The sequence below is a fragment of the Lacinutrix chionoecetis genome, from assembly GCF_053604665.1.
Window position 1 is genome coordinate 201,684 of sequence record NZ_JBSHNQ010000071.1, and the last position, 14,058, is coordinate 215,741.

General features: G+C 32.0%; 14 protein-coding genes. 9 read left to right on the forward strand and 5 right to left on the reverse strand.

The genetic code is table 11. The annotated features are described in order from the left end of the window. Window positions 1-158 precede the first annotated feature (158 nt). Window positions 159-518 carry a hypothetical protein gene (locus ACVC43_RS06380; protein ID WP_452223739.1) on the forward strand — a complete coding sequence of 120 codons (360 nt, stop codon included), beginning with the start codon at window positions 159-161 and terminating at the stop codon, window positions 516-518. Here the strand turns inward: ACVC43_RS06380 and ACVC43_RS06385 are convergent. After that, a complete protein-coding gene (locus ACVC43_RS06385; protein ID WP_452223740.1) occupies window positions 515-1,489 on the reverse strand; it encodes a transglutaminase domain-containing protein in 975 nt (324 codons plus the stop codon). The two genes, ACVC43_RS06380 and ACVC43_RS06385, sit on opposite strands and share 4 nt — an antisense overlap. A 35-nt stretch (window positions 1,490-1,524) precedes the next feature. Here ACVC43_RS06385 and ACVC43_RS06390 point away from each other — a divergent pair, with 35 nt between their 5' ends. Next, complete coding sequence (locus ACVC43_RS06390) at window positions 1,525-1,887, forward strand: DUF1801 domain-containing protein (protein ID WP_452223741.1); 363 nt, start codon at window positions 1,525-1,527, stop codon at window positions 1,885-1,887. Here ACVC43_RS06390 and kdsA read toward each other — a convergent pair whose 3' ends face one another. Next, window positions 1,888-2,706: a 3-deoxy-8-phosphooctulonate synthase gene (kdsA, locus tag ACVC43_RS06395; RefSeq protein ID WP_452223742.1), complete on the reverse strand. Its 819-nt coding sequence runs from the start codon at window positions 2,704-2,706 to the stop codon at window positions 1,888-1,890. It abuts the gene before it with no gap. A 300-nt stretch (window positions 2,707-3,006) separates the two neighbouring features. Between kdsA and typA the strand changes: the two genes are divergently transcribed. The 4 genes from typA to ACVC43_RS06415 all read left to right on the forward strand — a co-directional run bounded on the left by typA (window position 3,007) and on the right by ACVC43_RS06415 (window position 8,483). Further along, window positions 3,007-4,806, forward strand: coding sequence for a translational GTPase TypA (typA, locus tag ACVC43_RS06400; RefSeq protein WP_452223743.1), 1,800 nt, complete (start codon window positions 3,007-3,009; stop codon window positions 4,804-4,806). Between the two features lie 384 nt (window positions 4,807-5,190). Then, window positions 5,191-6,063 carry a GNAT family N-acetyltransferase gene (locus ACVC43_RS06405; RefSeq protein ID WP_452223744.1) on the forward strand — a complete coding sequence of 291 codons (873 nt, stop codon included), beginning with the start codon at window positions 5,191-5,193 and terminating at the stop codon, window positions 6,061-6,063. After that, complete coding sequence (locus ACVC43_RS06410; RefSeq protein ID WP_452223745.1) at window positions 6,060-7,160, forward strand: DegT/DnrJ/EryC1/StrS family aminotransferase; 1,101 nt, start codon at window positions 6,060-6,062, stop codon at window positions 7,158-7,160. The genes ACVC43_RS06405 and ACVC43_RS06410 overlap by 4 nt, the downstream gene beginning before the upstream one ends. 9 nt (window positions 7,161-7,169) lie before the next feature. Further along, window positions 7,170-8,483, forward strand: a complete 1,314-nt coding sequence (locus ACVC43_RS06415; protein WP_452223767.1) for an O-antigen translocase — start codon at window positions 7,170-7,172, stop codon at window positions 8,481-8,483. On the opposite strand, the gene ACVC43_RS06420 is transcribed toward ACVC43_RS06415, so the two are convergent. Next, window positions 8,480-9,619: a glycosyltransferase gene (locus ACVC43_RS06420; RefSeq protein ID WP_452223746.1), complete on the reverse strand. Its 1,140-nt coding sequence runs from the start codon at window positions 9,617-9,619 to the stop codon at window positions 8,480-8,482. The genes ACVC43_RS06415 and ACVC43_RS06420 overlap by 4 nt on opposite strands. 41 nt (window positions 9,620-9,660) lie before the next feature. Between ACVC43_RS06420 and ACVC43_RS06425 the strand changes: the two genes are divergently transcribed. Together ACVC43_RS06425 and ACVC43_RS06430 are read left to right on the forward strand one after the other, a co-directional pair. Continuing rightward, complete coding sequence (locus tag ACVC43_RS06425; protein WP_452223747.1) at window positions 9,661-10,491, forward strand: glycosyltransferase family A protein; 831 nt, start codon at window positions 9,661-9,663, stop codon at window positions 10,489-10,491. 1 nt (window position 10,492) lies between these two features. Further along, the gene (locus ACVC43_RS06430; protein WP_452223748.1) at window positions 10,493-10,909 is read left to right on the forward strand and encodes a sugar 3,4-ketoisomerase; all 417 of its coding nucleotides are present in this window, start codon (window positions 10,493-10,495) and stop codon (window positions 10,907-10,909) included. On the opposite strand, the gene ACVC43_RS06435 is transcribed toward ACVC43_RS06430, so the two are convergent. Further along, window positions 10,899-11,789 carry a glycosyltransferase family 2 protein gene (locus tag ACVC43_RS06435; RefSeq protein WP_452223749.1) on the reverse strand — a complete coding sequence of 297 codons (891 nt, stop codon included), beginning with the start codon at window positions 11,787-11,789 and terminating at the stop codon, window positions 10,899-10,901. The genes ACVC43_RS06430 and ACVC43_RS06435 overlap by 11 nt on opposite strands. Window positions 11,790-11,893: 104 nt before the next feature. Next, the gene (locus ACVC43_RS06440; RefSeq protein WP_452223750.1) at window positions 11,894-12,577 is read right to left on the reverse strand and encodes a cell division ATP-binding protein FtsE; all 684 of its coding nucleotides are present in this window, start codon (window positions 12,575-12,577) and stop codon (window positions 11,894-11,896) included. Window positions 12,578-12,696: 119 nt separating this feature from the next. On the opposite strand from ACVC43_RS06440, the gene ACVC43_RS06445 reads away from it, so the two are divergent. Continuing rightward, on the forward strand, window positions 12,697-13,983 hold the full coding sequence (locus ACVC43_RS06445) for a hypothetical protein (protein ID WP_452223751.1): 1,287 nt from the start codon (window positions 12,697-12,699) through the stop codon (window positions 13,981-13,983). The last annotated feature ends 75 nt before the right edge of the window (window positions 13,984-14,058 follow it).

The following is a 14,058-nucleotide window of genomic DNA, read 5'->3' on the forward strand; positions in this document are numbered from 1 at the left end:
ATTAGTTCTCGATACACTTCTCCCAAGGTCGAAGCACACGAACTGACAAGAATCTTATTATAGGCTAAATGTCACTTCGAGTGAAATTCTTTTTAAAGAATTTTGTATCGAGAAGTATTTTTTAATTAACTTTAAAATCTAACCAATACCAAAAACAAATGATTGTAACATTTTTAACCATTGCTAACATTGCAGGTGGCTTGTTATTAGGCTTAGCAACATTAGATAAATGGGATGGCGAGCGTAATTTCTTTAATAAAATAGCAGCGTTTCTGGCACCTTTTCAAACTATAATTGGTGGTGCATTGGTAATATTAGCATTAATAAGATTATTTGGATCTGGCGGATGGCTGTTTAATATCATCAGCCTTTTGGGTGGCTTTTTGTTACTAAGTCATGTTATAGTAAAAGCACCAGCTTTTAAAGATTCACTACAAAAAATGTCTGATAACTTAATGCCATTTAAAGCCATAATAGGTATTGCTTTAATAGTTATTGGTTTGATTACTTTGTTTTAATAGGAAGTATTAACAGAGGGAATCACTTTAAACTCCATAAGCACTTTAGAATTACTTGAAATCAAGAGATACCCTTTTTTATTAAACCTGTAATTGATTTTAGTGTAGTACTTGTTGTCTTTTTTATAAAATGCCAAGGGTTGAGAATGCTTATCGTTTTCAAAAGAATAATAATACTTCTTAGAGGTATCTATGGTCTTAAAAATAAGAATGATTGGTTTTTTTGGCTTGGTTTTAATTATGCCAGATATGTTACTATCCAACTCTAAGCCAGAAGTAAAATAAGCACCATAAATTAGTGGCTTAAATATAAATTTAGATTTTGAAACAGGCTGTTTTAAAAGCTGCCATTTCTCATCTTTTGGAAAGTGGTTTTCTATTAGTTGCTCTGGTGGGATTAAATAATAGACATCATTAAAATCGAAAACATTTGGCGTATTTACAGTATTTCCTGTAGACCAGGTTACATCTATAAGATGCCATTGGTTATTTAATTTAACAGCATTCCACGCATGATTTTCCATACTGTTTTTAACACCAATTTCTCTGGAAAACGTTTTTGCAGCACCAGTAATATATTCGCAAGTAATATCTAATTCCTCTAAAACAAATTTAAATAAAAGCGAATAACCCGAACAAACCGCAGTTTTACCTAATAATGCATTTTCGGCAAATTTATATTTGTCTGTGTTGTATAAATGACCGGCAAAACTCTCCTTTTGTATTTTTTTTCGCGAAATGTCTTCTGCTTGGTGGTAATTATATTTAATATTATTAGCCATCCAAAAATAAGTAGCGCGTAATCTGTCTTCATCTGTAGTAAAATCTTTGGCAATGCGTTTAGCGAAATACTCAATCGAACGAAATTGTTTAGGATATTTTTTAACTTTAGCATCAACAATACTATAATCTTGTGCGACCATAGAAAAGGAGAGTAATAGAAAAACGAGAAGCGAAAGATAATTTTTCATAGTATTGTTGCAATCAAAAAGTATTCCATTTTACTATGAATCCAGCTGAAGAATATATAAATAGTCAAGCAGAACCTTACCGTTCTATTTTAATGCACGTGCAAGCCGTTATAGAACATACTATTCCAGATGTAGAGTTAAACTATAAATGGCAAATGCCTTGTTATTACGTTGGTAAAAAGCCTATTTGTTACATAAGGCACACAAAAGATTATGTAGATGTTGCCTTTTGGCATTCTAACTATATAACAGCATTTACAGAACATCTTGTTGGCGAAAACCGCAAAGTTGTAAAATCTCTGCGCTATAAAACCTTAGAAGCAATTAACGATACTGTTTTAATCACTATTTTAAAACAGGTTTATGAATTTAAAGAGCAAAGTTTTTATAAAAAATAATTATAAACTTTTAATCACTTTTCTAATAGCCACCAAGTTAGACAACAAGCCTTCTAAATTATCGAGATGTAACATATTGGCACCATCACTTTTGGCATTAGCAGGATCAAAATGCGTTTCTATAAATAGTCCATCTACATTATTTACAACACCTGCGCGCGCAATGGTTTCAATCATGTCTGGTCGTCCTCCTGTTACACCTACACTCTGGTTTGGTTGCTGTAGAGAGTGCGTTACATCTAAAATTGTTGGTGCATATTCTCGCATGGTTGGTATACCTCGAAAATCTACAATCATATCTTGGTAGCCAAACATGGTACCACGATCTGTAATCCATGCTTTGTCACTACCACTATCTTTTACTTTTTGCACAGCGTGTTTCATGGCTTCCGGACTCATAAACTGTCCTTTTTTTAGGTTGACAACTTTGCCGGTTTTTGCAGCTGCTACTACTAAATCGGTTTGGCGCACTAAAAACGCAGGTATCTGTAAAACATCTACATACTGCGCAGCCAAAGCAGCATCGCTTACTTCGTGGATATCGGTCACGGTTGGGACATCAAATTTTTCTGAAACTTTGGCTAAAATTTCTAAAGCTTTCTCGTCGCCAATGCCTGTAAAACTATCAATTCTGCTTCGGTTTGCTTTTTTAAAACTGCCTTTAAAAATGTATGGAATTTCTAATTTATTAGTTATTTCTATTACGTTTTCGGCAATTCTATAAGCCATATCTTCGCCTTCTATGGCACATGGTCCGCATAAAAGGAAAAAATTATTAGAGTTGGTATGTTTTAACTTCGGGATATCTTGCAGTTGCATAAGTTGTATTCTTAAATTTATGTCACAAAGTTAATACTAAAAAATCGATTATTATTATACACCACAAAAGGATGAAAACGGTATCCTTTTTTTTTGCTTTAGCAAAAGAAAAAAAAGGATATAGCCCTTAAACCTCGCTTGGTATAAATTTAATCCGGAATATTTGTTAATGAGTTACTTACGTTAAAATGGGTCTGAAAATTAATAACCAACAAAGCATAATTCTCAAATAAAAATAAAAATAGTAATAATACGTAAAAATTGAGTACCTTTGCACGCTTAAAATAAGGCACTAATATAATGGGCAAAACAAAAAATATCGCAATTATTGCGCACGTAGATCACGGGAAAACGACTTTGGTAGATAAGATTATGTATCACTGCCAGCTGTTTCGTGATAATGAAAATACTGGAGATTTAATTCTGGATAATAATGATTTAGAGCGTGAACGTGGTATTACCATTACCTCTAAAAACGTTTCTGTTGTTTACAAAGACACAAAAATTAATATTATCGATACACCTGGTCACGCCGATTTTGGAGGTGAAGTAGAGCGTGTTTTAAACATGGCTGATGGTGTATTATTATTAGTGGATGCTTTCGAGGGACCAATGCCACAAACGCGTTTTGTATTACAAAAAGCAATTGATTTAGGTTTAAAGCCTTGTGTTGTAATTAATAAAGTGGATAAGGAAAACTGTACTCCAGATATTGTACATGAAAAAGTTTTCGATTTAATGTTCGAATTAGGAGCGGAAGAATGGCAGTTAGATTTTCCAACCGTTTATGGGTCGGCGAAAAATAACTGGATGAGTGACGATTGGCAAAACGAGACTGAAAACATCGAGCCTTTGTTAGATATGGTTATCGAGCACATTCCAGAACCAAAAATTGAAGAAGGAACTACCCAAATGTTAATTACATCTTTGGATTTTTCTTCATTTACTGGACGTATTGCAATTGGACGATTAACAAGAGGTGGATTAAAAGTTGGACAACAAATTTCTTTAGTGAAAAGAGATGGTTCTATTGTTAAAAATAAAATTAAAGAACTTCATACTTTCGAAGGTTTAGGTCGTTTAAAAGTAGAAGAAGTAGAGACTGGAGATATTTGTGCTATTGTTGGGTTAGAAGGTTTTGAGATTGGTGATACCGTTGCCGATTTTGAAAATCCTGAAGGACTTAAAACAATTGCTATCGATGAGCCTACAATGAGTATGTTATTTACTATTAACGATTCGCCTTTCTTTGGAAAAGACGGAAAGTTTGTAACATCGCGCCATATTAAAGACCGTTTAGCAAAAGAATTAGAAAAGAATTTAGCACTTAGGGTAGAAGATACAGATAGTGCAGATAAGTTTATGGTTTTTGGTCGTGGTGTATTACACTTATCGGTTTTAATAGAAACAATGCGTCGCGAAGGTTACGAGCTTCAAATCGGGCAACCACAAGTAATCATTAAAGAAATTGATGGTGTAAAATGTGAGCCAGTTGAGGAAATGACTATCGATTTACCTGAGCACGTTTCTGGTAAAGCGATTGAAATGGTAACAATGCGTAAAGGCGAAATGCTTAGCATGGAAGCCAAAGGTGAGCGTATGGTTTGCGAATTTATTGTACCATCTCGTGGTATTATAGGTTTACGTAATCAGTTATTAACAGCCACTGCAGGTGAGGCTATTATGGCACACCGTTTTAAAGAGTACCAACCATTAAAAGGTGGTATTCCAGAACGCCAGAATGGCTCGTTGGTATCTATGGAAAAAGGCACAGCAATTCCTTATTCTATCGATAAATTACAGGATAGAGGTAAGTTTTTTGTAGATCCAGGTGAGGATATTTACGAAGGTCAGGTAATTGGAGAAAACTCTCGTGGTGATGATATGACAGTAAATATTACAAAAACGAAAAAACTATCTAACGTACGTTCTTCTGGAGCAGATGATAAAGCTAAAATTGTACCCGCAATTAAGTTTTCTTTAGAAGAGGCTTTAGAATATATTCAGAAAGATGAGTATGTTGAGGTGACACCTAACTTTTTAAGACTACGTAAAGTGTACTTAACAGAAAACGAACGTAAAAGAAATAAAATAATATAATATTATTTTAAAAGATGTAATATATAAAAGAGAAATGCTGAAAAGTATTTCTCTTTTTTTATGAATAATTTTATATAAAATATATTTGCCAGTTCGCATGCTATTTATTTGAAAACAAGAACTGAGAGATTATTTTACTTTAATGGATTAGAGTGATTATTTAATCGGTCTTTTTGTTAAAAAAATATAAATTATTGTATTTTGCTATCCGTACAATTACTTGTTTAAAATTATTATAAGTTTTAAATAAGAAATAGTATTAACCCTTAACTAACACGTCTTACAATTTATACCGTTTTAAAATATTCGCCTGATAAATTTAAGCTTTGGAATGACTTTGTTGCGAAAGCTAAAAATGCAACGTTTCTTTTTCAGCGCGATTTTATGGACTATCATAGCCACAAGTTTAAGGACTATTCTTTAATGGTTTTTAATAACAACAAACTTGTGGCTATTTTACCTGCAAATATTAATGATAACCAAGTGCACTCGCATCAAGGTTTAACGTATGGTGGATTGGTATGTCTTGAAAAATTAAAATTCAAACAGGTTTTATTAGTGTTTCAAGCGGTTTTAAAATTCTTAAATGAGTCCAGGATAAAGCAGCTGCACATTAAAATAATGCCCTCTATTTACTGCAAAACACCAAGTGACGAATTATTATATCTCGCCTTTTTACTTGATGCTAAACTCTACAGAAGAGATTCGCTTGCTGTAATTAATAATAACAAGAATATTAAATACGCTAAGGACAGACTTGAAGGTGCTAAACGTGGAGTGAAAAATAATTTAAGAATTAAGGAAGTAGAAGAATTAGCAGACTTTTGGAATACAGTTTTAATCCCAAACTTATCTGAAAAACACGATACAAATCCTGTACATACTTTAGCAGAAATTACCTTACTTAAAAAAAAATTCCCTAATAACATCAGGCAATTTAATGTTTATAATAATGAAGGTATTGTGGCAGGTACAACAATTTTTGAAACAAAACACGTTGCACATTCTCAGTACATATCTGGAAATAAAGACAAAAATACTTTAGGCAGTCTAGATGTTTTACACATGCATTTACTAAAACAGGTTTTTAAAGACAAACTCTATTTCGATTTTGGTATCTCTAACGAAAATCAAGGTAGAAATATTAACGAAGGGTTGCAATATTGGAAAGAAGGTTTTGGAGCCCGAACTATAGTTCAGGATTTTTATTCGTTTAAAACCGAAGATTATTTAAAACTAAATAATGTCATGCTATGATTAAGTTTTTAGACTTACATAAAATCAATGCGCGTTTTGAAACAGAATTTGAAAAGGAGTTTCAGCTGTTTTTAGACTCAGGACATTATGTTTTAGGTGCAGGTGTTTCAACATTCGAGACCAATTTCGCTGCCTACTGTGGAACCAAGCATTGCATTGGTGTAAGTAACGGTTTAGACGCTTTAATTCTTATTTTTAAAGCATATATACAATTAGGAAAACTTAAAGTTGGAGACGAGGTTTTAGTGCCTTCAAATACGTACATCGCAACAATAATAGGTGTTATTGAAGCTGGTTTAAAGCCTGTTTTAGTAGAACCCAATGCAAATACCTTTAATTGCGAGGCTTCTACATTAGAGCAATGCATTTCTAAAAAAACCAAAGCTATATTAATTGTGCATTTGTATGGTCAGTTAGCAGAGATGCAAGCACTTTTAAAATTAGCAAAACAAAATAATCTATTGCTTATTGAAGACGCAGCTCAGGCACACGGAGCCGAAGATAAAGAAGGAAAGAAAGCAGGTAACTTAGGCCATGCTTCAGGTTTTAGTTTTTATCCCAGTAAAAATTTAGGAGCATTAGGAGAAGCAGGAGCAGTAACAACTAACGATACTGAGCTCGCAACTGTGATTTCCGAACTGAGGAATTATGGTACAGTTTCAAAATACGAAAACATAAGATTAGGTGTAAATAATAGATTAGACGATTTACAAGCACGTTTTTTAAATATTAAACTGCAAAAGTTGGATGCAGATAATGAGAGAAGACGAGAAATTGCAAAAACATATATATTAAAAATAAAGAACGACAAAGTAAAGCTTCCGTTTTACGATGGTTCTAAAAACCACATTTTTCATTTGTTTGTTGTGTTGGTTGATGACAGAGAAAAATTTATGAATTTTTTAGCCGCTAACAATATTCAATCGGCTATTCATTATCCCAAACCGCCACATAAGCAAAAGGCATTAAAGGTATTTTCGGCATTACAATTCCCTGTAACAGAATACATACATAACAGTTGCGTTAGCTTACCCATAAGTCCTGTATTAACAGATAAGGATGTGGAACAAGTAATAACCATTATTAACACCTATTAATTGAAGCGAGTGCTAAAATACATAAACAATAATGTACTAGTTAAGGTGGCATCACTTAATTCGGTATCTGTAATAGTTAAAATTATTGCCGGGTTTTTAACCTCGAAGTTTATCGCTATTTTTATTGGAGCCGAAGGGTTAGCTTTAGTAGGAAATCTTAGAAATTTTGTAAGTGCTGCGCGTACATTTTCTATTTTAGGCATGTATAATGGCGTAGTAAAATATATTGCAGAACACAAACACAATAAAACAGAATTAAGCAAATTACTTTCTACCACTTACTATTTAGGTTTTACGGCAACCGTTATAGTTTGTGCGATTAGTTATTACTTTTCTGAAGCGATAAATGACTATATTTTTAAAGAGTATAATAATTATGGCTACATTATTAGAATCTTTGCAATAGCTCTGCCGTTCTATGCTTTGAATATGCTGGCATTTTCTATAATGAATGGGTTTTCAAAGTTTAAGTACCTCATTATATTTAATATTTTCGGACAAATTTTAGGTGCAGCTATTACCATTATTTTAATTTGGCAAAAACAGATTGATGGTGCTTTAATTGCTGTAGTTATAGCAGAGTCTTTACTGTTTTTTATAACCCTTGTAGGGATTTATAATACCCGAAATTTATCGCCATTAATAAAAGCCACTAATTTTAATTTTGGCTTTGTTAAAAAGCTAAGTAGTTTTTCTATTATGGCATTGTTTTCTGCTATTTTATTGCCTTTAGTTGCCTTTCTTATTAGAAGCTACCTTATTGACGAATTAGGTTTGCAAAGCGCAGGTATGTGGGAAGCTATGAACCGCATTTCTAAGTATTACTTAATGTTTGTAAGTTCGTTATTAGCGTTATATATTTTACCAAGATTCTCCGAGATTGATACGATTAAAGAATTTAGAAAAGAAGTGTTTAGTTTCTATAAAACTATTATTCCTGTTTTTGCCGCAGGACTTATTCTTATCTATTTTTTAAGACATATCATCATTAAAATTTTATTCACGACAGAGTTTGAGCCTGTTGCCGACTTATTTTTTTGGCAGCTTTTAGGAGATTTTGTTAAGGTGTTGTCGATTGTTATTGCTTATCAATTTTTGGCTAAAAAAATGTTCTGGCATTATATTATTACAGAAGCTTTTTCTGTAAGTATATTGTATTTAACAAGTATTTATTTTGTAGACAAATTTGGATTAAAAGGAGCTAATATTGCTCATTTCGTTACGTATGTTATGTATTATGGCGTAATACTTCTCATTTTTAGTTCTTCGCTGTTTGGTATTATACCAGAAATTGCAGAAGACGATGACACAAAAGAGGATTAAGCATTCCAATATTTTAAATATTGTGCTGCAGATTTCACATAATCATGTTCACGTTCAATAAATTGTCTCGCATTTAAGGAAATTTCTTTAATTTTTTCTGGATTTATAATGAGCCATTCTAATTTTTTAAAGATGGCATCGGCATCTGGAAGCGCATTAATGGCAACAGTATCTTCGGTTAAGTTGTAGTAGGCTAACCACTCTTTTTCTGCACCAGAAAATACAACTTTGCCTTTTGCCATAGCTTCTAAGGCATTATAGCCTTGATCGAAAGCATAGACTTGATCCAAAAGAATATGTGCTTCGTCATATATTTTTATATAGTCTTTGTAGGGTAAGTTTTTAGTGGTTTTTATTATTACTCTATCAGCGTATTTTTCTTGAATATGTGCCAACGCTTTTTCAAAAAAAACAGATCCCTTTTTAAAACTTGAATGCGTATTTATACCATGAAATATAATAACTCTGTCCTCTATATTAGGTGCTTTATATTCTAAAAGCGAATGATTAACAGGGTTAGGTATCATGCCTAAATAATGCTCATGACCAAGCATTGGTAAATGATAATCTAAATCTGTAGCAATAACGCCTTTAGAATTTTTGAATATAAAGTCATGTAATGTCATATAATTTGGTGTTACATATTTTAAAGCATAGACAAATTTGTTTTTTAAAGCTGTGTTTTCAAGATATGGTGTTAGTACAGAGTATCTTAATTTTTCTTCTAAAGAATATTTTACCGTTAAATAATCGTTGCCACAGCAAAGCAGGAATAATTTGTTATTCTGTTCAATAATTTTTTGTAGAATATTAATCTGGGTGTCGGGTTCAATAAAAAAAGCATCCTCATTTATTAATTGCACAACATCAAAACCCTTTAAAGTAGGAAGGATTTTTTTTAATCTGTAAGCATTTTCAACTTTAATAAAGTCTACATTAAAAAATTTAATGAATTGAGAATTAATACGATTGAGGACATTATGGTTTTTAATTTTAGATCGAATAGCGATATCGACATTATAATTTTTAAAGCCATCTCCAGCACCAACTAACACAACCTCGTGACCAAGTTTTATTAAACCTTCTTTAAGTGTATTGTGCAAACGACTGAACTCGCCAAGCAGTAAAATTTTCATTTATAATATCTATATTTACACCAAAAGTATTGAATTTTTTTATGACTAATCTCGAAAACATCAAATTAGAAATCTTAGTAGCTACTATGGGAAAGGAGAACTTAGATTTTTTAAAAAAAATGTTCCCTCAGGATTATAAAAATTATACTATTTTAATAATAAATCAAACTAAAAAAAATAAGCAATTACATTCTAATCTGTCAAATATTAGAGTAATTAATTCCTGTTCTAAAGGCTTACCACAAAGTAGAAATCTGGCCATAGCAAATGCTATTGGTGACATTTGTCTAGTAGCAGACGATGATGTGGAATACCTGCCTGACTTCGATATTAAAATAAAAGAAGCTTATTTAAAACACAAAGAAGCTACTATTATTACCTTTAAAATGAAAGACGATCAAGGTCGGGATTTTAAAGCTTATAAACCCATTTTAAAACATGATATAGATACTATAAGAACGGTAAACTCTGTTGTTATTTCCTTTAATAGAGAAAAACTTTTAAAAAATAAAGTGCTGTTTAATAATCATTTTGGCTTAGGTTCAACGTTCGAGTCTGCTAATGAATATGTTTTTTTGCGTAATGCTTTAAAAGCTAATATAGGACTGTATTTCGAGCCTGAATATATATTAACTCACGACTATTTGAGTTCAGGAAGAAAAGAGGGAGACGATAGAATTATTTTTGCAAGAAGTGCGGTGTTTTATAAATATCATGGTATTAAAGCTTATTTAAAATTAGCACACTATCTTTATTTAATTAAAAAAAGAGGTTTTATAACCAATAAAGAATTTTTTAAGAAATTTAAAACAGGATTGCGAGGCATTGCAACTTATAGAAAGCTAATAAAAACAGGACAAGAAGAACGCTAAGATGAAACACACTACAATAGAAAACGTAGCTTTAATAGATATCCCGAAAATTATCGATAAAAAACGCAGAGGTAATTTATGCGTTATTGAAGGCAATGTTTTACCCTACAAAGTTAAGCGCACGTATTATTTGTTCGATGTGCCAAGCGATGCCAGTAGAGGAGGGCATTCTCACATTGATTGCCAAGAACTGTTAGTGGCTTTAAGCGGAAGTTTTGATGTGGTCGTAAAAGATGGTAACAATACCAAAACAATAACGCTTAATAAGCCAGACAAAGGCTTGCTAATAGTAGATGGCATATGGCGAGAACTGGATAACTTTTCTTCTGGAGCAGTATGTTTGGTATTGGCCTCGGAAATGTTTGATGAAGCCGATTACATTAGAGATTATCCTTCGTTTTTAAAATCTAAGCAGTAATGCCTTGTTTATATGCATAGCACATAAAACTTATTTTATAAAATTGTAAAATTAAAATTGAAGGATGGCTTCCTAACAGATGCTGTCGCATTGTTTTATTAAAAACACGATAAAAACCACTAAAAAGCCAAAGCATTCTAAACTTTTTAACGCTTAAAAAAAAGTGTAGCAAGTCGTTACTATGGCTGTCTATAGCTTCGGTATTATAAAAATGTAGTAAGGTTAACGTTGCTTGGTCAACCTTTTTTAAATACGCTTCGCTTTTTTCAATCCCTAAATGATAAACTTCGTTATCTAAGTGCCAAATTTTTATGGCATATTCTTGTAATAGTGCTCCAAAATAGGTGTCGAAACCGTAGCTCTTAGTGTCTGTAATTTTCGAATTAACAGTATTAAAAACAGATTTCTTAATCAAATAATTAGCCGAGATAATAACCTTGTATGGTCTCTGGTTTCTCTTGTTGGCTAAAACCTGTTCTTTGGCCTTACCATATTTCCAACGTAGTATAAATTCAGTAGGAGGCTTAGTTTTATAATAGGCAAAACCACCAAAATAAGCATCGTATTTTAGTACAATTGCATGTATGTAGTTAGCAATAAAATGTTCAGATTTTGGTAAAACATCGGCATCTAAAAATAATAACCAATCGTAAGATGCATGAGAAGCAAGTGCTTGTCGCGCTTTAACGCGTCCAACATTATTTTTATTTACAATAATAGTTGTGTTAATTAACTGGTTATTGGTGTTAATATTTGTGGAGCTACCGTCTTCTAAAACAATGATTTCGAAGGCAATAGTACTATTAATTAATTGCGAATTAATAGTTGCAATTAATTGTGAGACATCATAATTATATGTTGGGATTAAAACTGAAAGCATAAGTAATTTCGAGATTAAAAATACTGTTTTAAAGTGAAGCAATAGTAAATAAGCCTTTAAAATTAAAGGTAAATGCATTTTAGCATAAACTGTAAAGCTATTTATTAAACTTTTCGCTGTACCACTTCAAAAACCTGATTTTCATCACATTTTAAAGTTTTACTTGGGTATTTTAAAAGCAAAGCATAATCATGGGTAGCCATTAAAATGGTGTTACCGTTTTTATTAATTTCTTGCAACACCTCCATGATTTCAACACTGGTTTGTGGGTCAAGATTTCCAGTAGGCTCATCGGCAAGAATAAGTTCTGGGTTGTTTAATAGCGCTCGTGCAATCGCTACACGCTGCTGCTCGCCTCCAGATAATTCATGAGGGAATTTAAAACCAGTAGTTTTCATACCAACCTTATTTAAAACCTCTTCCATTCTTGTTGCCATAGCAGTCTTATCTTTCCAGCCAGTAGCTTTTAAAACAAATTCTAAATTGGCATTAACGGTTCTGTCTGTTAACAATTTAAAGTCTTGAAAAACAACACCTAACTTGCGTCTTAAATAAGGAATGTCCTTTTCTTTTAGCGTTTTTAAATTAAAATCTACAATATTACCTTCGCCTTCCTTTAATGGAATGTCTGCATACAAGGTCTTCATAAAGCTACTCTTACCAGAGCCCGTTTTACCAATTAGATAAACAAAATCACCTTTGTTAATTTTTACATCCACATTAGCTAATACTAAGCTGTTACCTTGAAATATAGATGCATTTTTAAATTCTAAAACTGGTTGAGACATAAAAGAGTATTGATATTTTGAATATAGATAAACAAAGAAAATGAAAAAAAATGACAGATAAATATTTTCGGCTATTAATTAAAAACTAAATGTTAATTTTGTTTGGTAATTTATATTCCATGTTAAAGCAACTACCTAAACATTCTCGTTTTTTATATCTACTTATTTATTTGCTTGCAGGTATTTTCGTTTTAATAATAGGGCCAATTTACTATCCAGATAGTTATGCGTTTTTAGACATGGCAATAAACAGGTCTCCAGTGTATGCTGTCTTTTTAAAGTGTTTCACAATAGTGTTTGGTAATTGGTATGAAACGCCAGTGCTTATTGCACAATATCTAATATTAGTTTTGGCAATCCATTTCTTACTTAAAACGCTTTACAAAAGCTTAAAATTACATGCTTACAGCGTAGTAGTTTTTCAGTTTGTATTGTTGGCAAATGCAATAATCTGGTATTATGCGGTAAATAAAATCTTATCCGAAGCTTTAGCATTTCCGCTAGTTTTATTTTTAATAGCGTTGTTGTTTCAAGCTTTAAAATACAAATCATTTTCTGCACTGTGGAAAGCGATGGCTGTGTTGTTTTTGCTTCAATTTACTAGAGGTCAGTTTATAGTTTTTATTCCTGTTTTTGTATTAGTTATAGCTTACATGATTTATAAATGTAAAACATATAAAAAAGGAGTTTTAGCTGTAATCCTCGTGGCTCTAATTCCAGTATTAATAAGTTTTTCGGAACGTCTTTATAATAAAATAACAATAGATCAATACAAAAATTATGCAATGACCTATGTGCATTTTATTGCTGCACCATTTTATCTTGCCCAAAGCGAGGACGTTTCAGTTTTTAAAACTGAAGAAGAAAAGGCGTTTTTTAAGCGCACATTCAATATATTGGAATCTAAGCGATTAACTTTGCAGTACGCATCTAAAGATAAGCAGCCTTTATATATGTTTTTCGAAAGGAATTTCACTAAAATATGTAACGCAACTGTACATCAATATAATATGGATTATTATGCAGCTAAGGGTTTCAACGAATATGAGCAGCAGTACAAAGTTGATGAAATGACAAGTAAAATGTTCTTACCACTGTTAAAAGCTAATTTTAAAGATTGGGTACACCACGTAAGGCGAAGCTTTACGAAAGGAGTAGGAGGTAAGGCTGTTTTAATAATGCTGCTTTTAGTTTTGGTTTATAGCGTGTGGCTATTTATTAAAACTTCAGAGTATCGCTTTATGTTTTTAATAATGGTAATCGTACTTAAATTCGCTAATAATGCTATAATTGCCATGGTGGTACATTCCATAGACCGCTATACCTTTTATTTCGACTGGATTGTATTTGCCGCCTTAATATTTTTATTTAATCCGCTAATTAAACAACATAGCAAATTTAAATAATTGAGCCTTTTTTCACCTTTAAGATGAAATGCAAAAACAATTATAACAAATTTCTAACGTTATCATATTAGGATT

Bases quoted from the DNA above. Each gene is read 5' to 3' on its own strand.
- ACVC43_RS06425 (WP_452223747.1), top strand. From the start codon at position 9,661: ATGACTAATCTCGAAAACATCAAATTAGAAATCTTAGTAGCTACTATG.
- ACVC43_RS06440 (WP_452223750.1), bottom strand. From the start codon at position 12,577: ATGTCTCAACCAGTTTTAGAATTTAAAAATGCATCTATATTTCAAGGT.
- typA (WP_452223743.1), top strand. From the start codon at position 3,007: ATGGGCAAAACAAAAAATATCGCAATTATTGCGCACGTAGATCACGGG.
- ACVC43_RS06410 (WP_452223745.1), top strand. From the start codon at position 6,060: ATGATTAAGTTTTTAGACTTACATAAAATCAATGCGCGTTTTGAAACA.
- ACVC43_RS06380 (WP_452223739.1), top strand. From the start codon at position 159: ATGATTGTAACATTTTTAACCATTGCTAACATTGCAGGTGGCTTGTTA.
- ACVC43_RS06445 (WP_452223751.1), top strand. From the start codon at position 12,697: ATGTTAAAGCAACTACCTAAACATTCTCGTTTTTTATATCTACTTATT.
- ACVC43_RS06390 (WP_452223741.1), top strand. From the start codon at position 1,525: ATGAATCCAGCTGAAGAATATATAAATAGTCAAGCAGAACCTTACCGT.
- ACVC43_RS06405 (WP_452223744.1), top strand. From the start codon at position 5,191: ATGGACTATCATAGCCACAAGTTTAAGGACTATTCTTTAATGGTTTTT.
- ACVC43_RS06420 (WP_452223746.1), bottom strand. From the start codon at position 9,619: ATGAAAATTTTACTGCTTGGCGAGTTCAGTCGTTTGCACAATACACTT.
- ACVC43_RS06435 (WP_452223749.1), bottom strand. From the start codon at position 11,789: ATGCTTTCAGTTTTAATCCCAACATATAATTATGATGTCTCACAATTA.
- kdsA (WP_452223742.1), bottom strand. From the start codon at position 2,706: ATGCAACTGCAAGATATCCCGAAGTTAAAACATACCAACTCTAATAAT.
- ACVC43_RS06385 (WP_452223740.1), bottom strand. From the start codon at position 1,489: ATGAAAAATTATCTTTCGCTTCTCGTTTTTCTATTACTCTCCTTTTCT.
- ACVC43_RS06430 (WP_452223748.1), top strand. From the start codon at position 10,493: ATGAAACACACTACAATAGAAAACGTAGCTTTAATAGATATCCCGAAA.